Below are 24,306 nucleotides of genomic sequence, written 5' to 3' on the forward strand. Positions count from 1 at the left end.
ATTAGGACTCACGATCTGGTATGACCGATCAGCGATCAGTTAAAACAATTCCGGCATTGGATTCTCATCTTTGGGTCTTTGCTCCCATTCCATTTCAATACTTTTATTGAAGTCTGTAAGTTTCGCACCAACTGCTTTCCAACCCATGACTTCCACCATTTTTGCAACTTTGAATTTGGCTTTGCGTACTTGAGCTCCTCTGCCCGTTTGAACCACCAAGATCGGCTCTTCATCAGTTGTAACCGCTTCTAATCGGTTCCCGTCTCCTTCTTTGATGAATAGGAACTGGGTTTTCAAAGTACTGGTTTCAATTTTGAAACGTTTGATATTGAATTGTCCTTTATCATTATCCAAGTAAACCGCAGTAATGATTTTATTCGCATCGAATTTTTCGATCAATGTCACTTTCTCCGGATCAAAACGCTGGGTCATTTCAGTATCAGTCAGCTCATAACTACCGTCATTGTAAATGACCAATAATTTTTCATCTTCAAAGCTTCCAAGGTATTGTCCTTTTTCTTCTGTATTCAGTCTACCGAACTTATCATCGAACCAAAGTTTAACACCTGCTAAAGTACTCTTACCCGCTTCTTTTAATTTAACTGCCTTGATAGGGTATTTCGTTACCTGGTTACCCATACTGCTCCTTCCTTTGATCTCTAATTCTTCAAAATAAAAATCAAACTCTTTATTACGGGCAGTACAATTAGGACTCAGCACTACTTTCACCACTTCAGCTTCGCCATTTGGGTTGGCAGTGAAATAATGCACTTTACTTTTATCAGACCCTTTGGTAAGATCATATTCCTTATCACGTGTTACCCCTGTTACATTGAATCGTTTGGCATAACTCGTTCCACTTGCCCCATCTAAATAGATCATATTGTAAGTGGTACGCTCATCATTTTTTCTGAAAACAGCAGCATGAATGATGTCTTTCCCTACAAAGATCTTATCCGCAACTTTCACCACTTTCATGGTGCCGGATTTAGTGAATGCAATGATGTCATCATAATCAGAACAGTCACATAAAAATTCATCTTTTTTCAAAGAGGTACCAATGAAACCTTCTGCTCGATTCAGGTACAATTTCGTATTCGCGATCGCTACCTGTTTTACCTGAATGGTATCAAATTCTTTGATCTCGGTCTTTCTTTCCCGACCCTTTCCAAATTTTTTCAGCAAATTTTCAAAGTATGCAACCGCAAACTCTGTTAAATGCTCCAGATCAAATTTTACTTGTTTGATCTCGGCTTCAATTCCTTTGATCTGCTCATTGAGTTCATTGATGTCTAAGCGGTAAATCCTACGTACAGGTTTTTCAGTGAGCTTCAGGATATCCTCTCTTTCAATAGCGCGCTTCAACTTTTTTCTGAATGGCTCAAAGGCTTTACTGATCGCCTCGATCACCAGATCCCAGGTAGCATGTTTTTGCTCCAGCTCTTTGTATATCTTTTCTTCAAAGAATATTTTTTCCAATGAAGTATAATGCCATTTGTCTTCCAACTCTGCCAGTCTGATCTCCAATTCTCTTCCTAATAAAGTCTTGGTGTTATCAGCAGATACTTTTAATAATTCGTGTACCCCCAGGAACTGAGGTTTTTGATCCACCACTACACAAGCATTCGGAGAGATACTTACTTCACAATCAGTGAAAGCATACAAAGCATCAATAGTAATATCTGTTGATATCCCCGCAGCAAGATCAATATGGATCTCCACTTCTTGTGCCGTTACATCAGTCACTTTCTTGATCTTGATCTTACCCTGGTCATTGGCTTTGGTAATGCTCTCCATCAATTGAGTTGTGGTCACGCCAAAAGGCACATCCCGAATAACCAATGTCTTTTTATCCAATTCTTCAATATGTGCACGCACCCGAACCTTACCGCCTCTTTTCCCTTCATTGTAATTGGATACATCGATCATTCCTCCTGTTTGAAAATCAGGATAGATCTCAAATTTTTTCCCTTTCAGGTATTTGATCGAAGCATCGATCAGTTCACAGAAATTATGGGGAAGAATTTTAGTAGATAAACCTACTGCAATACCATCAGCTCCTTGAGCCAGTAGTAATGGGAACTTCATAGGCAAAGTGATGGGTTCATTCTTTCTGCCATCATAACTTAATTGCCAATGTGTTGTCTTATGATTGAATGCAACTTCAAGTGCGAATTTCGATAAACGTGCTTCAATATATCTTGAAGCAGCCGCTTCATCACCTGTTCTTACATCTCCCCAGTTACCTTGTGTTTCAATTAACAGGTCTTTTTGACCAAGATTTACCAATGCATCTCCAATACTTGCATCTCCATGCGGATGGTACTGCATACTTTGCCCGATAATGTTCGCTACTTTGTTAAAGCGACCATCATCCATTTCTTTCATTGCATGTAATATCCTGCGTTGTACAGGTTTCAAACCATCCTCAATAGCAGGAATAGCTCTTTCCAATATTACATAGGAAGCATAATCCAGAAACCAGTTCCGGTATTGCCCTTGTACGCCTGATTGATTTTCAAAAACCCTATTGGGCTGTTTTTCCTTCGCCATCTTCTCGTCATTTGTTAATGGTGTCTATTACACCCTATTTCTCAATTCTGAATGTATCGTCTTTAGCATCTTCTAACCCATTCAACTCGAACATGATGATATCTGTATCTGCAATCACTTCATGCCAAGCCCATGGTTGAATGAATATTTTAGCCGGTGCTTTCACTTGAACAGATCCTTTCGCTGCTCCTTTTACATCAAACCAATTCACCGTTGCTTCTCCTTGCATCAATATCAATTGCTCTGGATTTTTCGTAGGAGCGGTACCCTTGTGGTAATGTCGGCCACTGGCACTCCCTTTTTTCCTGTAAGCAATGATGAATTGTCCGGTTCTATCTGTATCAAAATAGTGCGTAGCCCCTCTTTCATCTTCTCCTATTTTAGCTACTTGTATGATTTCAACCATAGGTGCTGTTTGAGCTGTCTTCTAAAATTTGCAATCCGCTTTTTTTATTCAGTCGCTTCAATACTTGCATCCTGACTCTTTCCTCCCTGGGTCTTGATACTCATATCTTTCCATGATTTATTCCAATCACCGATCGCTTCTAATTTTCCTTCATTGATCAATTCTCTGATTCTCCACACTAAAAAGACATCTCCTGTTTTCACTTTCATCTTACTTAAGGTATTGGTTAATATCTTACTCAGCTTTTGTGGTTCTGAATTGATATGCGCCAATATATCTTTATCAAAAAAACTGACTTCCTTACCGATCAATTTTTTCCCACCTTCAAGAAAACGGACCATTGCAGACTCCTGACAATGTTTTTTCCACTCATCAGGATCTACCTCAAATTCACTGAGAGTAATAGGTCTGGCCAGCCGCTTCGCTTTTAAAAATTCTTTGGGCTGGATTTCATGGAGATAAGAAGGATAGAAAATTTGTCCTTTCTCATTAATGAATGGAAGGTTATTCAGATACAAGACCTGTATTTTTCCTTGAAAATCTTTCAATTGACTCATCAACCAGTAATAACCACAAACATCATGTGCATTTTGAGCCATCCATATCCATACTTCCGTATCAGGCTCTTCTGATAACTGTTTGATCAAATGATGTACGGTCAATTTATCATCGACCAGATCAAGTTGTTCGGTATAAGGAGAATAGGTCAGCAGGTCTTTCCACCAGTCACGACGTTGCTGGTATCCTTCTGCTTCGTAGATATCGCCCAATGGACCTACAGCATAATCGTCTTTGATCTCAAGGATCGTTCCTTGAATGGTTTCATCCAACTCCATGGCTTGTTGCAGTACGGCGATATTCGCAGTTTCGAAAACAATATGAATCATCTTGTGCTATTTAATACTTAGATCAGTTGGCTGCTACCTCCAGATCTAATTCTACTTTAAGATTATTAATAATAAAATCCTGTCTTTCCATGGTATTCTTACCCATATAGTATTCCAGCAGTTGCTGAATATGATCACCTTGTTCTAATATCACAGGCTGAACACGCATTTCCGCACCGATAAATCTTCCAAATTCCTCAGGAGAAATCTCGCCTAATCCTTTGAATCGTGTAATCTCAGGTTTTCCACCCAGTTTCTGGATTGCAGCCTGCTTTTCTGATTCATCATAACAATAAATGGTTTCCTGTTTATTTCTTACACGGAAAAGTGGTGTTTCCAGAATGTATACATGTCCACGTTTTACCAGATCAGGGAAAAACTGCAGGAAGAAGGTCATCATCAACAAACGAATATGCATACCATCCACATCGGCATCCGTTGCAATTACAATGTTGTTATAACGTAACCCTTCCATACCATCTTCAATATTCAATGCATGTTGCAGCAAGTTGAACTCTTCATTTTCATACACTACTTTCTTAGTGAGTCCAAACGCATTCAATGGCTTACCGCGCAAACTGAATACTGCCTGTGTATCAACATTTCTAGATTTGGTAATACTACCACTGGCGCTATCACCTTCGGTGATGAAGATGGTTGAATTCTTTTGTAAGGCTATGAATTCTTCTTTGTTCTTTGCAGGCAGATCATCATTCAAATGCACCCTGCAATCTCTTAGCTTCTTATTATGCAGGTTGGCTTTTTTAGCCCTTTCATTTGCGAGTTTTTTAATGCCTGCCAACTCCTTTCTTTCACGCTCACTCTGCTCAATTCTTTTGCGAAGGGCTTCTGCTACTGTTGGATTTCTATGTAGATAATTATCCAGTTCTTTGGCCAGAAATTCCTCTACAAACTTTTTCATGGATGGACCGCCCTCTGATACATTCTGCGAGCCTAATTTGGTCTTGGTCTGGCTTTCAAACACAGGCTCTTGCACACGCACAGAAATAGCCGCAACGATACTACCACGGATATCTGCAGCATCATAGTCTTTCTTGTAAAAATCCCGGATGACTTTGATATATGCTTCTCTGAATGCTTGTTGGTGTGTTCCACCTTGTGTGGTATACTGACCATTTACAAAAGAGAAAATATCTTCTCCATAATCATTGTTATGAGAAACGGCTACTTCAATATCATCCCCTTTTAAGTGAATGATTGGATAACGGAGCTCATCAGCATTGGTCTTGCGTTCTAACAAATCCAATAATCCGTTCTTACTTACATATTTCTTCCCGTTGAAATGAATGGATAAGCCGGCATTGAGGTAACAATAGTTCCAAAGCTGGCTATCCAGGTACTCATGGATGAAATGAAAATTGCGGAATACGGTTTCATCAGGAATAAAAGATACCAATGTTCCATTGGGTTCATCGGTCTTTTGTTCTTTGTGATCTTTTACAAGAACCCCTCTTTCAAATTCAGCTGTTTTTTCTTTTCCATCACGATGAGAAGTTACTTTGAAATACTGACTCAAGGCGTTCACCGCTTTGGTACCCACACCGTTCAAACCCACACTTTTTTGAAACGCTTTACTATCGTATTTGGCTCCGGTATTGATCTTACTTACTACATCTACCACCTTACCCAAAGGAATACCCCTACCATAATCACGTATACTTACCTGTTTGCCTTCGATCGTAATTTCCACTTGCTTACCAAAGCCCATGGTGTGTTCATCGATACAGTTATCGATCACTTCTTTGATCAGTACATAAATACCATCATCTGTTGCTGAACCATCACCCAATTTACCGATATACATCCCCGGCCTGAGACGTATATGCTCACGCCAGTCTAATGACCGTATCGATTCTTCATTGTACTCATTCAAATTCTTCTGTTCTGCCATAAATCTTCATTTTAATACACTGACTTCCACACATTAACATCCCTCCAACCCGCAAATCTAACCACCTGTACACCCGACACAATTTTTCTTTTCTACAAATGCCGTTTTCATGTGGATAAAACATTAAAAAATGTTGATTTTAGCAATTTTACCCCCTTCTGCCTACCTTTACCGCATCAACACCCTTCAAAAACAACCCATTCTGGATCTGCAACAGATCGCTATTCTTGCCGCTGAGCGACTGGAGGAGAATGATCGATTTGCCCGACAAGTGAAAGCCAATTCCGCTGACCAGATGGATGCAGTGGTTCACCGACTCAATAAAAATATCGAACGCCAAATAGATTGTACCCTTTGTGGTAATTGTTGCCGTAGTTTGATGATCAATGTTTCGGAATTGGAAGCAGACAATCTGTCCTCACACCTTCAAGTATCCAGAGCCTCTTTTGATGACACTTATTTGGAAAAAGGAAGCAATGGTATGATGTTGATGAATGCGATCCCCTGTACTTTTTTAGAAGCGAATCGTTGTAATGTGTATGAACATCGTTTTGAAGGATGCAGGGAATTTCCTGCCATGCACTTACCGGGATTCTCTAAAAGATTATTCACAACCCTTATGCACTACGGACGTTGTCCCATCATTTTTAATATCGTGGAAGAAATGAAAGATGAAATGGGATTTGAGAGAGAGGTGTGAATGGTGAATGGTGAATTATCAATTTTCTTTCACCATTCACCATTCACTTTTGACTTTTTACTTTTAATTCTTCTATGCTACAATTCGGAATAGATCAAGTCCTTCAACAAAATCCAAACTGGAAGCAACTTCGCATTGGGATGATCACTAATGAAGCAGCCCAAACACGTGATGGAATAGCTTCAAGAAAAGCTCTGCTAGATAATGGATTTAACATTACCATCTTGTTTTCACCAGAGCATGGCTTAGATGTAACAGGTGCTGATGGACATGCCATGAGTGACGGAACAGACACACTCACCGGCCTACCTGTCATAAGCCTCTACGGCGAAAGACTAGCGCCGGAAGCTGAACATGTAAAAGAGCTGGATATCTTATTGTTCGATGTACCGGATGTTGGAAGTCGCTTCTACACTTATTTGTGGACGCTTACACATGTGATGGAAGGTGCTACAAAATTTGAAAAAAAGTTGGTGGTGCTAGATCGTCCCAATCCTATTTCGGGCATACTGGAATTGGCGGAAGGTCCATTTTTAGATGAAGTAAACAGTTCATTTATTGGAAGATGGGAAATGCCCATTCGACATAGCTTAACATTAGGCGAGTTGGCATTGTATTTCAATGAGACCAAAAAGATAGCTGCGAACATAGACGTGATCCGTTGTAAAGGATGGAACAGAGAGTTGTTTCAACCGGATTGGAAACTAGCTTTTATTCCTACATCACCGGCCATTCAGTCATTTGAATCAATGTTATTGTATCCGGGTCTTTGTTTATTGGAAGCTACAAATCTTTCGGAAGGAAGAGGTACCCCTTATAGTTTTACTGCAATAGGCGCGCCATGGTTACAAGCTGAACGAGTTGCTGCCATGTTGAATGATATTTCAGGAGGTGAATTCAGTGCGCATGCAATAACATTCACACCCGAGCATAGTAAATTCAACGGCCAACTTTGTAAGGCTGTTCGTTTGGAAATACATGACAGGATCAGTTTTCGACCCGTATTAACGGGTATGATCTGTGTCAAGCTGATCAAAACATTACATCCGGAACAATTTGAATGGGATATCTATCCAACAAATGTCAATCCATCAGGAAAAAATCATTTGGATAAGTTAACGGGCATCTTAGGTAGTGAGCAATTGTTCGATCTCCCATTTGCCGCTTTCATTACAGCCATCACAAAGCAAACCCACGCGAGGGCATGGAAAGAAATGGTACAGCAAGCGATCTTGTATTAATGTTTGATGTCAGATCGCAGATGTCAGATGTGTGGTATTAGATTTTGTGTTTCAGGATAAATAGAGAGAAATAACTACATCCCAAATCATACATCAGATATCTGCGATCTGACATCATACATCTGACATTTGCGATCTCCCATCCCCATAAAGGTCTCTTATCACGACACTAGCTGCAACACATCCAAAAATAGCTGGCATATAACTGATAGTGCCAATGATGGATTTTTTTGGATAGGCTTTCTCGGTTTCAATGATACGACTTTGGTCAGCTCTTTCAGGACTGAACACAACCTTCAATCCTTTATAGATTCCAAATCCATGTAATTTTTTACGAACGTATTTTGCGAGGTTACATTGGTGTGTTTTAGAGATATCTGTAACCATCACTTGCGATGGATCTACTTTACCTCCTGCACCCAAAGATGTAACAATGGGAATACCACGGTCTATACAAGCTTTGATGAAATATACTTTCGGGGAAAGGGTATCAATACAATCAACTGCATAATCAAATTTGCCTTGATCTAAGATTTCATTGGTACGTTCATCACGTATAAATTCTGTGAGGACGGTCAGATCAAGATCAGGATTGATATCTTTTAGACGATCTGCCATAACCTCTGCTTTTAGCTTCCCTGCATTAGAATGTAAAGCGGGGATCTGACGATTACAGTTGCTGAGATCCACTGTATCGGCATCAACGATCGTCATCTTACCCACTCCCGCACGAGCGATCATCTCCGCACAAATACCACCAACACCCCCCAGTCCAACCACCAGCACATTTTTTGTCATTAACTTTTCGATCGGCTCATCACCCAATAAAAGTTGGGTCCGACTCATCCAGTAAGGTATCATTTGATGTTTGATTTTTTGAATTTTTGATTTCTTGATTCCTTTTCTTGTTCCTTGTTTCTTATTTCTTGTTTCTTATTTCTTGTTTCTTATTTCCCCTATCTTCAAAGAGCAAAAATGAAGTACTCATGCGGTTTTATAAAATAATTGTTGGCAGTTTATTCCTGTTATTTACTTATTCCGGTAAGACTCAACAGATTCAAGTATTGGAATCGGGTAAAAGAGTGAGCTTTCGTGGACTAAGTGTAGTGAGCGACCAAGTATTTTGGGCAAGCGGTAGTAATGGATCCGTCGTAAGATCAACGGATGGAGGTAAAAACTTGCAGTGGATTTCTGTTCCGGGTTATGAAAAAAGGGATTTCCGAGACATAGAAGCTTTAAGTGCTGATACCGCTGTGATCATGGCCATCGCTGAGCCTGCTGTGATTTTGAAAACCACGGACGGTGGTAAAAATTGGAGGAAGGTTTTTGAAGATACGACCAAGGGCATGTTTTTGGATGCAATGGATCGATCCCCAAACGGATCAATGATCGTTGTAGGTGATCCCATTCAAGGGCATCTATTTACAGCGATGTCTATGGATAATGGCAATAGTTGGCAAATCATGCCTGTTAAAGATGGAAAAAAAGATGTGCGCAAAGTCAAAGACACCGAAGCTATGTTTGCATCCAGTGGTACAAACATCAAATTGATCCCTGAAAAAGATTTCGGCACTCCTACACTCTTAGTGACTGGTGGAAGTAAAGCAAGCATTAAAGATGTATACAACTATTCATTCAATGACTCTCTACCGATGATCCAGGGTGGTACATCTACAGGAGCTAACTCTATCGATTATTGGAGTAAAACAAAATTCGCAGTGATAGTTGGAGGTGACTTTTCGAAAGATACCATTGCCATAGACAACTGTGTATTGGTTCAGTTCAAAAATGGTAAACCCATCTTTTCAAAACCTTCCGTTCCTCCTCATGGATATCGCTCTTGTGTGATCTATTTGAATGAAAATGAATTGGTCACTTGTGGTACATCCGGTATCGATGTTTCCAAAGATGGCGGACAAACATGGCAACTCATTTCGAAGGAAAGTTTCCATGTTGTACAAAAAGCAAGAAACGGCAAGGCCATTTTTCTTGCCGGCGGGAATGGAAGAATTGCTCAACTGATCTTACCTTAATACTATGAATACACATCAAAAGAAATGGTTGTTCATGGCGCCGATCGGACTTGTATTGGTAGGCGCAGGATTATCGATGGCCATTGATGCTGGTGCTGTTAAAGCAAGTGGAGGTAATTGGTTCTGGTATGGTACTGCTTCGCTCATTGTTTTTAATAGCGGGCTCTGCATTTTTGGTACTGCCATCATAGAAAAAGTTAAAAGCCTGAAATAATTTTTGATCGATTAAACTCCGAGGTATTGCTCATGTCTTATTAAAAACTTAAAGACATGAAAAAGACCTTTCTCATTGGTATGGCGGCTTTGTTTTGCATCGCCATTCAAACAAATACTGCTGTTGCACAGAATAGAGAAGAGATCAGAGAAAAAATTCGTCAACGTACAGACAGTCTTACCCCAGAGCAAAAAGAAAGATTACAGGAAAGAAGAAAACATGGCCGATATGAGCTATCTCCTGAAAGAAAAAAAGAAATGAGGGCTCGTTACGACAGTCTTTCTCCTGAGCAGAAAAAAACGATGCGTGAAAATATGCGCAAGCGTTATGAAGAATTAACACCCGAGCAAAAAGCAGCGCTCAAAGAAAAAGCCAAGAACAGAGCTGACAGTTTGAATCCCGGTCATAAAAGAATGTTGCGTAGAAGAATTGGATCATGACACCAACCCATTTAGTTCATTGTTGTTTTTTTTGAATACGGAAAAGGAGTACTGTGCGGATCAGTACTCCTTATTTTTTAAAAGCAAAATATACCGCTCCGAGGATAAATAAAAAGCTGATCAAATATTTGGTTTGAAACGGTTCTTTCAGATAAAAAACTGCGAATATGGTAAATACAAGCAGCGTTATGATTTCCTGGGTAATCTTTAATTGGAAGCCTGTGAAGCCATTTGCATAACCGGCACGGTTTGCAGGAACCATTAAACAATATTCGAAAAAAGCGATCCCCCAACTAATGGCTATCGCTTTCCATAATGGCATACCCTGTTGTTTGAGATGACCGTACCAGGCAAAAGTCATAAAGACATTGGATACTAAGAGTAATAAAATGGTTTTGATCATATAGATTCGATTTGAATGTGGCAGTAAATAACTGCAATATCAGCAGGAAAACAACATCTAGGTTGCCAGATTGCCACGCTCGGAAAATCAGCATGGATATTGTATAGGTACTTCAATCAATTAAAACAGGCAAGTATGAAAAAGTTTCAGGCGATCATTAAGTTTCAGATGGATGATGATTTCATGACGCTGGTCCCCCCCCATCGTACTTATGTCAATTTCTTATTGAACAAGGGCGTTTTCGACAGCTATGCGGTGAGTATGGAAAGTCAAACCTGCTGGATCACCATGAATACAGAGAGCAAAGAAGCGGCAGACCAAGTTTTGGTCAAATCTCCTTTGTATAAATACTGGACCTATGAGATCGAGGAATTATTCGTGTATGATAGCCAGCATTATCGTTTACCCGCACTGCAACTCAACTAATTTTAAAAAATCTCAAAACTTTTTTTGGCAGTAATGTTTCAGACCCTATTTTTGCACTCCCAACAAAACGGGAGCATAGCTCAGTTGGTTTAGAGCATCTGCCTTACAAGCAGAGGGTCCGCGGTTCGAACCCGTGTGCTCCCACAGAATAAAAAAACCATCCACTTCTTGTGGATGGTTTTTTTATGCCCAGCATAAACTCAGTTTCTTTAGTGCATCCCGACTTCAGTCGGGAGGGGCCGCGGTTCGAACCCGTGTGCTCCCACAGAATAAAAAAAAACCATCCACTTCTTGTGGATGGTTTTTTTATGCCCAGCATAAACTCAGTTTCTTTAGTGCATCCCGACTTCAGTCGGGAGGGGCCGCGGTTCGAACCCGTGTGCTCCCACCAAAAAAATATCTCCCTTTGACGGATGTTTTTTTATTCATCCATTTTTACGGTTTCATTATTGATTCGATCTATAATTTTGCATTATGACCGTAATTGTGAATACGACTTCCCCACGTCCATGGGAATCACAGGATGAAGATGTGATGGTTGAAACCACCACCCCTTATCAGTTGATCGTGTGGAATGACGAAGTGAATACTTTCGAATGGGTCATCGAAACTTTGATGGAAGTCTGCGGACATTCTCATGAACAAGCAGAACAAAGCGCGCTTATCATTCACTTTCAGGGTAAATACGCAGTCAAAAAAGGCGATTACGATACCCTCAAACCCATGTGTGATGCCATCACAGACCGCGGTATTGGTGCAACTATAGAAAACATAAAATAAGAAATAAGAAACAGAGAAATGAGAAAGTATTTCAATTAATCAACTAATATCATTTCATATTCCTTATTTCATATTCCTTATTTCTCATTTTGTATTTATGCCTTTACACGCTCTCACTTCCACTCTCTGGTTTCCTCCTGTCTCAGATGCTTTGGAAGATGGATTATTGGCCATGGGTGGAGATGTTTCCGTTGAAAGATTGTTACTGGCCTATCGCAATGGTATCTTTCCATGGTATGATGATACTCCCCCATTATGGTGGAGCCCCGATCCAAGATTTGTATTGATACCTGATGAATTGAAAGTAAGCAAAAGCATGCAACAGCTCATCAAGAAGAAAACATTTACATTCAAAACCAATACTGCTTTTGGTGATGTCATTACGCATTGCCAATCACTCCCTAGAAAAGGCCAAGATGGGACATGGATCACTGAGGAATTAAAAGAGGCTTTCATTGAACTACATCAACTTGGACATGCACATTCTGCGGAAACATGGGTCAATGATGAATTAGTAGGCGGCTTGTATGGTATTAAAATGGGACCTTTCTTTTTCGGAGAAAGCATGTTCAGCAAAGTGAGTAATGCCAGCAAATTTGCTTTCATTCATTGGGTAAAACAATTACAGCAAGAAGGGATAATACTTATCGATTGCCAGGTACATACCGACCACCTGGAAAGCCTTGGTGCAAAAATGATTCCGAGAGCGCATTTTATTCGGTTGCTTAAACAACATATCTAGCATTCACTCATGTTCTCTGCGGTACATATTCGAGTAGTTCGCCACAGAGAATACGAGAACGCTGAGAAGCTTTTTAGCTTTTGTAACCGTACATGACTTCTACATCACGCACGATCGTTTCCATATCGCGATCCTTATTATAGGGATCATAATTCTGCTTCAGGTTACTGCCAAATATCACTGCTATGGTCTGCCAAAAAGCAGCATTGAATCCGCCCTTGTATTCCTGGATGATCTCATAACAATTATTCCCGGTCTGACGATAGATCAATTTCATCAACACTTTACCTTGATACACCGAAAGCTTCGTTAGTTGATCGGCAAATTCTCGTTTCAGTTCTTTTTCTCTTGATTTAATAATGGCTCTTCGCTTTTGTTTATCAGATACATTCACGAGTCTTGCGTTGATCTCATTCATCACTTTACTGGCTGCTATAGCATAGGGATAAGTAACGTATACTGCATTACGCAAACGTGTCCACTCAGCCCAATGACGTTTCCATTTGCCGGTCAACTTACCAATGACTTCTACGGGAGGCAAAATACTTTCAGGGATCGTATCTCCTTCGGGTGTGATATAAGCATATACACGTACGGTATCATAGGGCCCCCGTTCTTGTGCAGAAAGGCACAATGAGGTCAGCAAAATGAGCACAATGCTCAACATAATATTTTTGCCAGGGACACGCATTACTTAAAAATAGAACTAGTTTTTCTAATTAATGCTGCCTGTGAAGAAAAGTAACCCGGGAGATGGAACAGTTTTAACAAATCGGTTGCTGCTTGATGCCAATCAAAATCAACAGCAGGCAGCAACCGTATATGAGGACGATTTAAGAAGCCACTTTTAAGGTGTTCTTCGATTGACGATTTCTTTGAATGATAGACATTACAAAACCGATCACCATGATCACGATACCGAGCCATAGTACATTGATCATCGGGAATTCATACACTTTCAATGTGATCAGATCCGTAATAGCGCCGCTTTCTTTGATACCTATCTCCAATAAGCCTTTCTTCTCATCCTTTACCTTATTGAATTTAAGGATCAGACTTTGTGCGGTAACCGTATCCGGAATAGCCCTGAACTCATTACCTGTGACTGCAATTCCCGGAGTAGCTGTGTACCTGCGACCATCTTTAGACAATACGGCTATATCAAGGAACAACGCTGTTTCACCTTGCGCGTATAGTTGAGATTTCTCTGTAGGGTTAACAGATACTTTATTCAGAACGAGTAAGCCATTGCTGTAAAACAAAGTATCACCGACACTGATCTCTCGATTGGTAAAACTGGTTGTGTCTTCAGAACTGTTTTCCTGGAAAGAAGTGATGTAAGCGAAAATATCTTTATGCCAGTAATGTTTCGCAGCCGGATTGGCAGCAAAACCCTCCATTCCCTTGTTATTCTTGATAACATCGGGATAGAGATTAAAAGAATCATCCCCTTGCTTTGCTTTGAATGAGATCTCGTAATAACGTTTACGGTCTCTTTCATTTAAAGTATCTTTTACATAGGTCACCATATATCGACCCATATCTGTAGCCACTCCTTTGAAAAGCGTGATATTTTCAGCAGGATTCCCTGCAGGGTTACCACGTTCTTTTGCATCTTCTTGTCTTAACGGTGTTACCCCTGTTGTATTCCAACTCAGTACCGTTTTCTTAGCAGATGAGATCAATATTCCCACGAGCACCAATCCAAATCCAATATGTGCTACTGAAGCTCCGGCAGCTTTTAGCTTCCCTTTCAATCCTAAGAAGATATAAGAGCTATTGGCTACAACCGCATACACAGCTGAAAAAATAGCCAAATGAATCGCGAATAAAAATCCTGGACCTTTTTTATCATATCCGATCTCACCAAAGAAGCTAATAGATAAACTAATGATCACAGTGATCAGTGTAGGTATCCAAATATGTTTACCAAAAAAACGTTTAGGTGTGTCTTTGTATTTCAGGTATTGTGTTAAAGCAGTCAGTACCCCGATGATGATCGCAACAAATATCTGTATCTGATTATGCGCGAATTCCGGGTCTTCCGGAGGCGCAATATTGGTTCCGAATAATTTGTTGAATACAGGTGTAGAGGTCTTTGCAATGATCACCATACCTGATAAGAACAACACCAATGACCCGATGAACATCCAAAACTCACGACTATATGTGTTCTCCTCTTTTTGAATAGATGGAATTGATTTATAGCTTTTGAAATACAATGCCAATGCAGGTACAAAGAACACCAATACAAACAATAGTAATTGAGTATTCATACCCAGATCTGTAAAAGCATGTACTGAAGTATCACCAAGCACTCCACTTCTGGTCAAAAAAGTTGAATATAAAATGAGTGAGAACGTAATGATATAAAAAAAGTAAGTAGGTCTGAGCGAATAACCGCTATGACGATAAATAAGATTGGTATGCAAACCGGCCACCAAAGTTAACCATGGCACCAATGAAGCATTCTCTACCGGATCCCAGGCCCAGTAACCACCAAAGGATAAACTTTCATATGCCCATGCAGCCCCCATCATGATCCCTGTTCCCAATACGGCTGCAGAGAAAGAAGCCCAAGGTAGTGATGGCTTTACCCACTCATGTTTCTTACTCATCAAACCGGCAATTGCATAAGCAAAGGGAACGATAGTAGATGCAAAACCTAAGAACAGAATCGGCGGATGGATCACCATCCAATAGTTCTGCAATAATGTATTCAGTCCCGTACCATCTTTGATCAAACTGAGATAATCAGGTCTTTCGAGTATCGGCCAATCAAACTCATTGCGCAATAACACAAAAGGACTACTTCCGATCTTCACGCCAAAAATGTATACACCCAATAACATGGTGGCAAGAGCAAACTGTGCAAAGCTCATCACCGTCATCACCCCTGCTTCCCAGGCTTTGGCACGCCAGATCAATACCCAGCCCAATACACAATGCCAAAAACTCCACAACATGAAACTCCCCTCTTGTCCTTCCCAGAAACAACTCAACAGATATTCCATCTGCAGACTTCTGTCGCTATGGTTGTATGCATACTTATATTCGAAAAGATGATTGGAGATGATATAATACAAAATACCAAACATGGCAAGAACACTGATCGTCTCTACCAGAAATGCCACACGTGCCATTCTGATCCAACCAACTCTCTCACTATCCAGACTGATACGACTTGCCTTAAAATAAGCAATGGTAGCGATCAGTGATGCTACCAATGATAAAACTGCAAAAAAATGACCTGCCTGTCCGGGTAGTAAATGTTCTCCTAAATATTGCATGATTAATTGAATTCTGTCAGGGAATAAAAATCAGGAACCTTCATAACTTAATTGGTCACTTCTTTGTTCATCTCAGGCTGTTGTTGCATGGCTTTTGGATCATCCTTGTATTTCGAAGGACATTTCAACAGGATATCCTTGCATTCAAAATGATCGCCCTGCATTTTTCCTTTTAAAACAAGACGTTCACTTTTCTCCATATCGGTGGGTTTATTATTATGGTACACCACTTTAATGCTATTACCCAAGGTATCCACAGCTGTAAAAGTCAAATAATTCGGATTTTTCACTGCATCATATTCCAAAGGCTGTGTTTTATCCAACTTAGCGATCAGGTTCACAAACTTTCCTTCTTTCTGCTTGGCAGATGCAATGGTTTCATACGTGGTCAAATCGCCTGTATAACTGATCAATACTACAATAGCAGCTGCAATGAGAACCAATATGATGATATGTGTTTTTTTCATGTCGACCTTTTTACGCTGCAAAAGTAGCCCAAAATGAACAAGCAACGCCTGATGTTTGTCTGGCAATCTTGTTAAAACAGATTTCTTTCCACAATTTTAGGACATGGAGCAGGAGAACCCTTCAGAAACAAACACATTACAGGAATATAAAAAATTCATGGCCAGGATCATTGCCGGTTGGTTATTCCTGATCTTTTTATGTCTTTGGATGTCCAATGCCCTCCCCTTTGATCATGTAGATTTTCCCGGATTCATAGACCCAAGTTATTTCCAAGTAGATGTCTGGAAATGGATCTTTACTTCCACCTTTCTACTCATTTTTCTGATCCTCCCCGGGCGTTATACCGCCATTATACTTGCTTTTTTAATGGGATTTTTCATTTATACCTATTTATACACCGGACGTGCCCTTTTTAATCCGGCTTTTGTATGGGTCTTAATCCCTTTTGCACTACCCGACCGCTGGTTTTTGGAAGGATGGCTGGGACTCAAATGGATCTTATTGATCAGTCTATTACTTCATGCCTGGTGGCTACCACTATCTGTAAAAGCCATTCCGGGTTATACCTTGTACCTGATACCCTTTATCGCATGGGAATACCTGTTCAAGTCATTCATGGAGAAATATGAGCCGAAATAACCCTGAATGGTATACGCAATGCTCAAATTATCCATGCTGAGCGGCACAAACAGTCATAATTCCGAAAAATGCGCCTAACTTGCGCCCTGTTTGCAATCTAAGAAATATCATGACCGATCTATCACAGTTTGACCCCAACACGGTTGGTAATCCCAACAACAACATTTTCGGACTCCCTTTTTCTGAAGAAGATGCACGCCTCGTGATCCTTCCTGTTCCCTGGGAAGTAACCGTGAGTTATGGTGCCGGCACAGCACGCGCAGCAGAGCATGTGTTAAAAGCCAGTATTCAAGTGGATCTCTTTGACGCTGATGTTCCAGGTGGATGGAAACAGGGTTATTACATGAAAGAGACCAACAAAAAGATCTTGTTGAAAAGTGATTACCTGCGTAAAGAGGCTGAATTATACATCGACTATATCTCTCACGGCGATGAAGTGGAAAAGAATAAGTTCATGTGCAAAAGCCTTAAAGAGATCAATGAAGGCAGTGTAATGATGAACCAGTGGGTATATGAAGAAACAAAAGCTTTGTTGGACAAAGGCAAATTGGTTGGATTATTAGGCGGTGATCACAGCACCCCTCTTGGTTTCATGAAAGCTCTCGCTGAAAAACATGGCGACTTTGGTATTCTTCAAATAGATGCACACTGCGATCTTAGAAAAGCATATGAGAATTTCGTTTATTCCCATGCGTCAGTGATGTACAATGCATTGAATGAAATTCCACAGATTACCAAATTGGTGCAAGCAGGCATTCGTGATTTCTGTGAAGAAGAATGGGATTATATCTGCAACAGCAACTTTAGAGTTATTACTTACTTCGATAAGAACATTCAAGAAAGAAAATTTGAAGGTGATACCTGGAAACATATCGCAGATGAGATCGTAAATCAACTCCCTGAAAAAGTATACATCAGTTTCGATATCGATGGACTGGATCGCAAATACTGTCCAAATACTGGTACGCCGGTACAAGGTGGATTTGAAACAGAAGAAGTATTGTATCTTTTCAAAAAGGTGAAAGAGAGTGGCAGACAATTGATCGGATTTGATCTGGTTGAGATCGGAGTCGGACAAACAGATTGGGATAGCAACGTAGGAGCTCGTTTATTGTGGAGACTCTGTAACCTGATGATCAAATAATAAGATGGCGGCAAAGACCTTTGATTATATTGTTGTATTAAAACAACGCAGTTTTAAATTGGTAGACAATATCAGCATCATGATGTTGTTATTGGCCGTGATCGTTCTTTTAGAAGATGCCTTGACCCCTTTTTCCAATGCATCTGTGATGCCATTCACGATCGCAACACTGATACTGGGCTGGATCATTTTCACTTATGCAAGAAAAAGTAATGACAAGGTTGGATATTACAGGATCGGGCTTTTATTTGCCGCATGGGGTTTGTTCATTACACTGAAGTCTCCTTATGTATGGATATTCGCCGTGTATGTTATTGCTGCTGTAATGGAGAAACAAGTAAAATTTCCAAGAGAGATCGCTTTTGATGAGCATGAAGTAGTATTCAATACTTTTCCTCGTAAACATTACAAGTGGAATGAGCTGAGCAATGTTGTTTTGAAAGATGGTTTATTGACCCTTGATTTCAAAAACAACAAATTACTACAGAAAGAAATTGATTCGCAAACTACCCCTCAGTTAGAGAAAGAATTCAATGAGTTCTGCAGATCGATAATATCTAAAGTAGAAGTGAAATAGAATAGCGGGGCTTGACCTGTACTTACCGGATGCTTTCATAAATGTTCTTTAATATTGGGGGCTATCATAAATCAAATAATCATGGCAATGACACAATCTCCATACATACTTTACTCTGATGGTAATGGGAATATCTTTGAAGATACCAGCCTGTATGCCACTGGAAGAGCAGGTTGGGATGCATTCCCGGTTCCTTCAGATGAATGGATCGAATTGCCTGATGGTGGAAACTTATACGAACTCCCCGGCCGAAGAGGTATTGGCATTGATGTGGTCACAGGTGAAATGCGTTTATGTGAAAAAGGTTGGGCAGTAGCGGCATTCATCCCGCCTGCGCATACAGGCTTATACATTGCAGCCTATGAAACCTTACCCGATGCACCCACACTTCCATTGTTTTGTTACACTGCTGCAGGATGGTACAATGAAAAGATCTATGTACCGGCAGTAAGAATTGAAAAAGACATCAGACAAGAATGCGCAGGTTATGATGCAAAGAAGATCGAAACCGGTACGCATCAATTACTTAATAATTATCCTGATAACCGCTTAGTAAAACACCTGATGGAGAACTGCTGTATGACATACAATTGTCCGGCAGCCAGGAACTTCTCTCTTTCCAGATGGGAATGTCCTGTACCTACCTCTCCTGCTTGTAATGCCAATTGTGTTGGTTGTATCTCTTTTCAACCTGAAGAAGAAACGATCGTATCTACACAAGATCGTCTCACTTTTAAACCCATGGCGGAAGAGATCGTTGAGTTTACAGTCCCCCATTTAATGAATGCTCCATTTCCGATCGTAAGCTTTGGTCAGGGTTGTGAAGGCGAACCTTTATTGATGTGGGAGACCATTCGTGAAGCGATTCTACAAATCAGAAAACATACAGACCGAGGCAGTATCAATATCAATACCAACGGCTCTAAACCGGATGCCGTGAAAGCCTTATGTGAAGCAGGATTGAACAGTATTCGTGTGAGTACCAACTCTGCACGCAAACATATTTATGAACCCTATTACCGTCCTAATAACTATCGCTTTGAAGATATCATTGAAAGTCTGAAAGTCGTACGCAGTTATGGAGGATGGGCAAGTATCAACTACTTCGTATTTCCTGGAATGACTGATAGTGTAGAAGAATATGAAGCATTGCGTCAATTGATCATTGATACGGATCTCTCAATGATCCAGTGGCGTAATTTTAATATTGACCCAGATTGGTACATGGGTAAAATAGGCGTTCATGAGACCGGTGAAATGTTAGGTGTAAAACAATTGATGTCATTGATCTCAGAAGAATTCCCCAAAGTGAAATTCGGATATTTCAATCCACCGATGGAGCGAATCAAAGGAAACTATGATCAGCATTTTGCTGGTGCTGAATTATACCAATAGCATTTTACAGAACCAATAACAGAATGGTTGCAAAAAAAGATTATTACACCGGTATTGCATTGGCAGTATTAGCTACGTTGATCTGGTCAGGTAATTTTGTGATCTCCAGAGGCGTAAGTCAGCAAATCCCTCCGGTCAGTCTTGCCTTTTACAGATGGACACTGGCAACACTTCTGATCGCACCGTTGGCTTATCATCAATTCAAAAAAGAAAAAGAAGTCATTCGCAGTCACTGGAAATACCTGTTCTGGGTAGCACTGACAGGCATCACATTGTTCAATACGTTTGTATATGTTGCCGGACATTATACTTCTGCCATCAATATGGCATTGATAGGCACCACATCCTCTCCCATTTTTGCCACCATTATGGCGGTTGCTTTTTTGAAAGAAAAATTAAATGCATTCAGAATCATTGGCATTCTTTTATGCATTTCAGGTATCATCTTACTCTTGTCAAAAGGAAGTTGGGCTAATCTTGCATCATTCACTTTTGCGGTAGGTGATCTTTGGGTCCTTGCAGGTGCATTGGCATTTGCGATCTACAATATACTTGTCAGAAAAAAACCTGCCAGTATTTCCGCCGTTAATTTCTTATTCGTCATTTTTTTATTCGGATCAATCTTATTGCTACCTGCATATTTAGTGGAGTTCAATATTACAGGTCCTGTTCAATGGAATGGATATCTATTTGGGTCCATCATTTATTTAGGGCTTGGCACTTCTGTTATTTCCTTTCTTTGCTGGAATGCTGCATTACACAAGTTAGGTGCAAGTACCACGGTTCTATTTGGGAATCTCATCCCTATTTTCAGCACACTGGAAGCTGTTTGGTTATTGGGTGAAAAAATCAACTCCATTCATTTCATGAGTGGGTTATTGGTCATTGGCGGACTCATTATCGCCAATACTATGCAAAACCGTCATCGCATAAAACAGTAATTTACGGTATGAAGCAACCTGCATCATCCACTATTCCACCATATGTTCTTCCGTTGATCGTTATTTCACAATTTGCGGGAACATCCGTTTGGTTTGCAGGTAATGCAATTTTACCGGCATTACAATTGCAATATCATTTACCAGACAGTTTGCTCGGAAATATTACGACTGCTGTTCAATCAGGATTTATCATTGGTACATTGGTATTTGCTTTACTAAGTATCGCAGATCGATTCTCCCCCGTAAAAGTTTTCATGTGGTGTGCATTAATGGCTGCTTTGTTCAACATACTCGTTATACCGGTCAGCGATAACATGTATTTGCTATTAACATTAAGATTACTTACCGGATTTTTTCTCGCAGGTGTCTATCCGGTTGGTATGAAGATCGCTGCTGATTGGTATGCAAAGGGATTAGGTAAAGCCTTAGGATTTTTGGTAGGGGCATTGGTGGCAGGTAAAGCTTTACCACACCTGATCAAAAGCACGATAGCAATTTCCAATTGGTCGGAAGTTATGATCCTTACTTCTTGCTTCGCAGCTGCTGGCGGAATAGTTGTTGGGTTATTTTTAAAAGATGGTCCGAATCGTAGTAAGGCCTCCGGTCTTAAACGCATGAACATATTGGCATTGTTTCACAACAAACCTTTCAAAGCTGCGTCATTCGGGTATTTCGGACATATGTGGGAACTGTACACGTTCTGGGCATTTGTTCCACTGATGATCACATGGTATAATCATTTACATGCTACAACAATACCAGTTTCATTCTTTTCATTCGTGATCATAGGAATAGGTTGTATCAGCTGTGTGATCGGCGGTGCTGTTTCAAATAAAATTGGCAGCGCTAAAGTGGCCTGGGCATCTTTAATGATTTCAGGTATGTGTTGTCTGCTATCCCCTCTATTTTTCTATGCCTCTCCTGTTGTTTTTATTACAGGCTTATTGGTATGGGGATGTTTTGTGATCGCTGACTCACCGCAATTTTCTGCATTGGTATCTCAGACCGCAGCTCCGGAGACCAAAGGAACAGCACTTACACTTGTGACATCTATAGGCTTCGCGATCACCATTGTTAGTATTGAAACATTGAATCTGATATGGGATAATTGGACATCAGCAACGATCGATAAGTATTGGCTTTTGCCACTATTAGCAGCAGGCCCCATTTTTGGATTGACTAAAATGAAGACACTTCTGAAAAAAAACTAACCTACAATCATATCTTCACCCTAGCATGGATACTTTTACTTTGATCCTATTATGTGTTGCCGCTTTCTCTGCAGGATTCGTAGATGCGATCGTGGGTGGAGGTGGATTGATACAAACACCGGCTGCATTGGTGCTGTTGCCTGATCTTCCTGTCTCAACAGTGATCGGCTCTATTAAAATACCTTCTTTTAGCGGCACTTTTTTCGCTGCCAGACAATATCTCAAAAAAGTACAACTCAATTGGAAACTCACATTTGTCATGTGTATGACCGCTTTTGTCGCAGCATTTGCAGGATCAGAATTATTGACATTGGTGAGCAACAAGTACATGAAACCGGTTATTTTTATAGTACTGATCCTTGTAGCGATTTATACGTATACCAAAAAAGATTTTGGTCAGCAAGTACATAAAAAACACTCCGATAAGAAAGTGATCAGGCTTAGCATATTGATCAGTCTTGTCATTGGATTTTATGACGGATTCATTGGTCCGGGTGCAGGTAGTTTTCTTGTAGTGGCCTTTATTGCAATACTCGGATTCGATTTTTTACAGGCGAGTGCAAATGCAAAAATTGTGAACCTGTCCACCAACTTGGGATCGATCGTTTTGTTTTTGTTAAAAGGAAGCATTCTCTGGACAGTGGCCATCCCCATGGCCATTAGTAATGCCGTCGGCGGAATGATCGGAGCTTCCTTAGCCATTAAGAAAGGGAATCAGTTCATTCGAATCTTCTTTCTCATTATTGTGATCGCAACGCTGCTGAGATTTGGCTATGATGTGTTTGTGGGCTAATGGCCAATGGAACAAATATTTTTAATTTATCACTAGTCGCCCCTACCATATCCCCTGAACCATTAGTCATGAGACCTCTTCTACCATACAATTAACCTTTCTTTATACCCCAAAAGTGGATTACTGCATGGTTATGGCTGTAATTTTCAACATTCTTCAATGACTGAAAGCATAGCTGTATTTTTATATGAATAACCATGCAAGCATGACAATTGATTTTGAGAAAGAAAAAAATATCAAAGCATCATTGATCACATTGGTGATTTGCGCTGCTTTGTTTTTACTATTCTTCATGCTGCAATGGAGTTTACCGCAGATTCCACAACCGGATTTTGGCGAAGGAATTGAAGTCAATCTAGGTAACAGTGAAACAGGATTGGGCGATATAGCTCCACAAATACCCGGCGCCCCCTCTGAAACGCAGGATGCCAATACTCCATCCAAATCTACCCCTACTACTGATCAACCCAATATTACCGGCGATGAAAATGAAGCAGACGATGCTCCGGTAGTCAATAAAACGATCAACAAACCTGTTACAAAACCACTGAGTGAGAATAAACCTGCGATAACGAAGCCAACGAATAACACGGTTAGTAACCCCACTCCACCAGCTCCAAAACCCAAAGCTGTATTTCAGGGTGGTACGAGCACTACTACGAGTGGCAATAATGCAGACAGCTATAATGGTGTAAAAAATCAAGGAATTGCAGGAGGAAAGGGAGATCAAGGCAATCCAAATGGCAATCCGAACTCTGATAGCTACAAAGGCAATGCCGCGAGTGGCAATGGTGGTTCAGGAGGATCCGGAGGGGTCAGTATCCGTAGTGGATTAACCGGAAGAAGTTTCAGAAGTATCCCTTCTTTTGAGGACGACTTTAATGAAAATGCAAAAGTAGCGGTTGATATCACTGTCGATAAATCAGGTAATGTAACCATGGCCGTTGTCAATCCAAGAGGCACTACCACTACCAATCAAAATATCAGAAACATTGCCTTGCGTAAGGCCAGATCGCTCAAATTAAATGCAGGCAATGCAGATGAGCAAACAGGTACATTGGTCTTTAGTTTCAAATTAAAAGGTTAATCATTTTGGCAAATAAGTCGAATC

25 protein-coding genes and 1 tRNA gene are annotated in these 24,306 nt (G+C 40.4%); 17 read left to right on the forward strand and 9 right to left on the reverse strand.

Annotation, left to right across the window (positions count from 1 at the left end):
- Window positions 1–39: 39 nt before the first annotated feature.
- The 4 genes from ABXG83_RS03820 to ABXG83_RS03835 are packed head-to-tail and all read right to left on the reverse strand — an operon-like array spanning window position 40 to window position 5,758.
- Window positions 40–2,553, reverse strand: coding sequence for a DNA gyrase/topoisomerase IV subunit A (locus ABXG83_RS03820; RefSeq protein WP_353550165.1), 2,514 nt, complete (start codon window positions 2,551–2,553; stop codon window positions 40–42).
- 34 nt (window positions 2,554–2,587) lie between these two features.
- Window positions 2,588–2,959: a hypothetical protein gene (locus ABXG83_RS03825; protein ID WP_353550166.1), complete on the reverse strand. Its 372-nt coding sequence runs from the start codon at window positions 2,957–2,959 to the stop codon at window positions 2,588–2,590.
- A 44-nt stretch (window positions 2,960–3,003) separates the two neighbouring features.
- Window positions 3,004–3,846 (reverse strand): DUF1835 domain-containing protein, encoded by an 843-nt coding sequence (locus ABXG83_RS03830; RefSeq protein WP_353550167.1) that lies wholly within the window; start codon window positions 3,844–3,846, stop codon window positions 3,004–3,006.
- 22 nt (window positions 3,847–3,868) lie between these two features.
- Window positions 3,869–5,758 (reverse strand): DNA topoisomerase IV subunit B, encoded by a 1,890-nt coding sequence (locus ABXG83_RS03835; RefSeq protein ID WP_353550168.1) that lies wholly within the window; start codon window positions 5,756–5,758, stop codon window positions 3,869–3,871.
- 130 nt (window positions 5,759–5,888) lie between these two features.
- Here ABXG83_RS03835 and ABXG83_RS03840 point away from each other — a divergent pair, with 130 nt between their 5' ends.
- Complete coding sequence (locus tag ABXG83_RS03840) at window positions 5,889–6,458, forward strand: YkgJ family cysteine cluster protein (protein ID WP_353550169.1); 570 nt, start codon at window positions 5,889–5,891, stop codon at window positions 6,456–6,458.
- A gap of 74 nt (window positions 6,459–6,532) precedes the next feature.
- Entirely contained in the window at window positions 6,533–7,699 is a 1,167-nt protein-coding gene (locus tag ABXG83_RS03845; protein WP_353550170.1) for a DUF1343 domain-containing protein, read from the forward strand.
- Between the two features lie 114 nt (window positions 7,700–7,813).
- Here ABXG83_RS03845 and ABXG83_RS03850 read toward each other — a convergent pair whose 3' ends face one another.
- Window positions 7,814–8,545, reverse strand: coding sequence for a tRNA threonylcarbamoyladenosine dehydratase (locus ABXG83_RS03850; protein ID WP_353550171.1), 732 nt, complete (start codon window positions 8,543–8,545; stop codon window positions 7,814–7,816).
- Window positions 8,546–8,685: 140 nt separating this feature from the next.
- Here ABXG83_RS03850 and ABXG83_RS03855 point away from each other — a divergent pair, with 140 nt between their 5' ends.
- From ABXG83_RS03855 to ABXG83_RS03865, 3 genes are read left to right on the forward strand one after another with little or no spacing between them, the layout of a single operon-like run.
- On the forward strand, window positions 8,686–9,732 hold the full coding sequence (locus tag ABXG83_RS03855; RefSeq protein ID WP_353550172.1) for a YCF48-related protein: 1,047 nt from the start codon (window positions 8,686–8,688) through the stop codon (window positions 9,730–9,732).
- 4 nt (window positions 9,733–9,736) lie between these two features.
- Entirely contained in the window at window positions 9,737–9,946 is a 210-nt protein-coding gene (locus ABXG83_RS03860) for a hypothetical protein (protein ID WP_353550173.1), read from the forward strand.
- Window positions 9,947–10,002: 56 nt separating this feature from the next.
- Window positions 10,003–10,386 carry a hypothetical protein gene (locus tag ABXG83_RS03865; protein ID WP_353550174.1) on the forward strand — a complete coding sequence of 128 codons (384 nt, stop codon included), beginning with the start codon at window positions 10,003–10,005 and terminating at the stop codon, window positions 10,384–10,386.
- Window positions 10,387–10,456: 70 nt separating this feature from the next.
- Here ABXG83_RS03865 and ABXG83_RS03870 read toward each other — a convergent pair whose 3' ends face one another.
- Entirely contained in the window at window positions 10,457–10,789 is a 333-nt protein-coding gene (locus ABXG83_RS03870; protein WP_353550175.1) for a DMT family protein, read from the reverse strand.
- Window positions 10,790–10,924: 135 nt separating this feature from the next.
- Between ABXG83_RS03870 and ABXG83_RS03875 the strand changes: the two genes are divergently transcribed.
- From ABXG83_RS03875 to aat, 4 genes are all read left to right on the forward strand, one after another.
- A complete protein-coding gene (locus tag ABXG83_RS03875) occupies window positions 10,925–11,215 on the forward strand; it encodes a hypothetical protein (RefSeq protein ID WP_353550176.1) in 291 nt (96 codons plus the stop codon).
- Between the two features lie 69 nt (window positions 11,216–11,284).
- Window positions 11,285–11,359: transfer RNA gene (locus tag ABXG83_RS03880), tRNA-Val, on the forward strand.
- Window positions 11,360–11,689: 330 nt separating this feature from the next.
- Window positions 11,690–11,995: an ATP-dependent Clp protease adaptor ClpS gene (locus ABXG83_RS03885; RefSeq protein WP_353550177.1), complete on the forward strand. Its 306-nt coding sequence runs from the start codon at window positions 11,690–11,692 to the stop codon at window positions 11,993–11,995.
- A 97-nt stretch (window positions 11,996–12,092) separates the two neighbouring features.
- Window positions 12,093–12,737 (forward strand): leucyl/phenylalanyl-tRNA--protein transferase, encoded by a 645-nt coding sequence (gene aat / locus ABXG83_RS03890; RefSeq protein ID WP_353550178.1) that lies wholly within the window; start codon window positions 12,093–12,095, stop codon window positions 12,735–12,737.
- A gap of 73 nt (window positions 12,738–12,810) precedes the next feature.
- Here aat and ABXG83_RS03895 read toward each other — a convergent pair whose 3' ends face one another.
- The 3 genes from ABXG83_RS03895 to ABXG83_RS03905 form a co-directional block, all read right to left on the reverse strand.
- Window positions 12,811–13,392, reverse strand: coding sequence for a DUF4294 domain-containing protein (locus ABXG83_RS03895; RefSeq protein ID WP_353550755.1), 582 nt, complete (start codon window positions 13,390–13,392; stop codon window positions 12,811–12,813).
- A 178-nt stretch (window positions 13,393–13,570) separates the two neighbouring features.
- Window positions 13,571–16,027, reverse strand: a complete 2,457-nt coding sequence (gene ccsA / locus ABXG83_RS03900; RefSeq protein WP_353550179.1) for a cytochrome c biogenesis protein CcsA — start codon at window positions 16,025–16,027, stop codon at window positions 13,571–13,573.
- Between the two features lie 47 nt (window positions 16,028–16,074).
- Window positions 16,075–16,494 (reverse strand): cytochrome c maturation protein CcmE, encoded by a 420-nt coding sequence (locus ABXG83_RS03905; RefSeq protein WP_353550180.1) that lies wholly within the window; start codon window positions 16,492–16,494, stop codon window positions 16,075–16,077.
- A 103-nt stretch (window positions 16,495–16,597) separates the two neighbouring features.
- On the opposite strand from ABXG83_RS03905, the gene ABXG83_RS03910 reads away from it, so the two are divergent.
- The 8 genes from ABXG83_RS03910 to ABXG83_RS03945 all read left to right on the forward strand — a co-directional run bounded on the left by ABXG83_RS03910 (window position 16,598) and on the right by ABXG83_RS03945 (window position 24,282).
- On the forward strand, window positions 16,598–17,134 hold the full coding sequence (locus tag ABXG83_RS03910; RefSeq protein ID WP_353550181.1) for a hypothetical protein: 537 nt from the start codon (window positions 16,598–16,600) through the stop codon (window positions 17,132–17,134).
- Window positions 17,135–17,243: 109 nt separating this feature from the next.
- Window positions 17,244–18,278: an agmatinase family protein gene (locus tag ABXG83_RS03915; protein WP_353550182.1), complete on the forward strand. Its 1,035-nt coding sequence runs from the start codon at window positions 17,244–17,246 to the stop codon at window positions 18,276–18,278.
- A gap of 4 nt (window positions 18,279–18,282) precedes the next feature.
- A complete protein-coding gene (locus tag ABXG83_RS03920) occupies window positions 18,283–18,855 on the forward strand; it encodes a hypothetical protein (protein ID WP_353550183.1) in 573 nt (190 codons plus the stop codon).
- Between the two features lie 81 nt (window positions 18,856–18,936).
- Window positions 18,937–20,250, forward strand: a complete 1,314-nt coding sequence (locus tag ABXG83_RS03925) for a radical SAM protein (RefSeq protein ID WP_353550184.1) — start codon at window positions 18,937–18,939, stop codon at window positions 20,248–20,250.
- 23 nt (window positions 20,251–20,273) lie between these two features.
- The gene (locus ABXG83_RS03930; protein ID WP_353550185.1) at window positions 20,274–21,191 is read left to right on the forward strand and encodes a DMT family transporter; all 918 of its coding nucleotides are present in this window, start codon (window positions 20,274–20,276) and stop codon (window positions 21,189–21,191) included.
- A gap of 8 nt (window positions 21,192–21,199) precedes the next feature.
- Entirely contained in the window at window positions 21,200–22,402 is a 1,203-nt protein-coding gene (locus ABXG83_RS03935) for an MFS transporter (RefSeq protein WP_353550186.1), read from the forward strand.
- A 25-nt stretch (window positions 22,403–22,427) separates the two neighbouring features.
- Window positions 22,428–23,195: a TSUP family transporter gene (locus ABXG83_RS03940; RefSeq protein ID WP_353550187.1), complete on the forward strand. Its 768-nt coding sequence runs from the start codon at window positions 22,428–22,430 to the stop codon at window positions 23,193–23,195.
- 205 nt (window positions 23,196–23,400) lie between these two features.
- Window positions 23,401–24,282, forward strand: a complete 882-nt coding sequence (locus tag ABXG83_RS03945; RefSeq protein ID WP_353550188.1) for a hypothetical protein — start codon at window positions 23,401–23,403, stop codon at window positions 24,280–24,282.
- Window positions 24,283–24,306: the final 24 nt, after the last annotated feature.

The organism is Sediminibacterium sp. KACHI17 (genome assembly GCF_040362915.1).
In the GTDB taxonomy this organism is placed as follows: domain Bacteria; phylum Bacteroidota; class Bacteroidia; order Chitinophagales; family Chitinophagaceae; genus Sediminibacterium.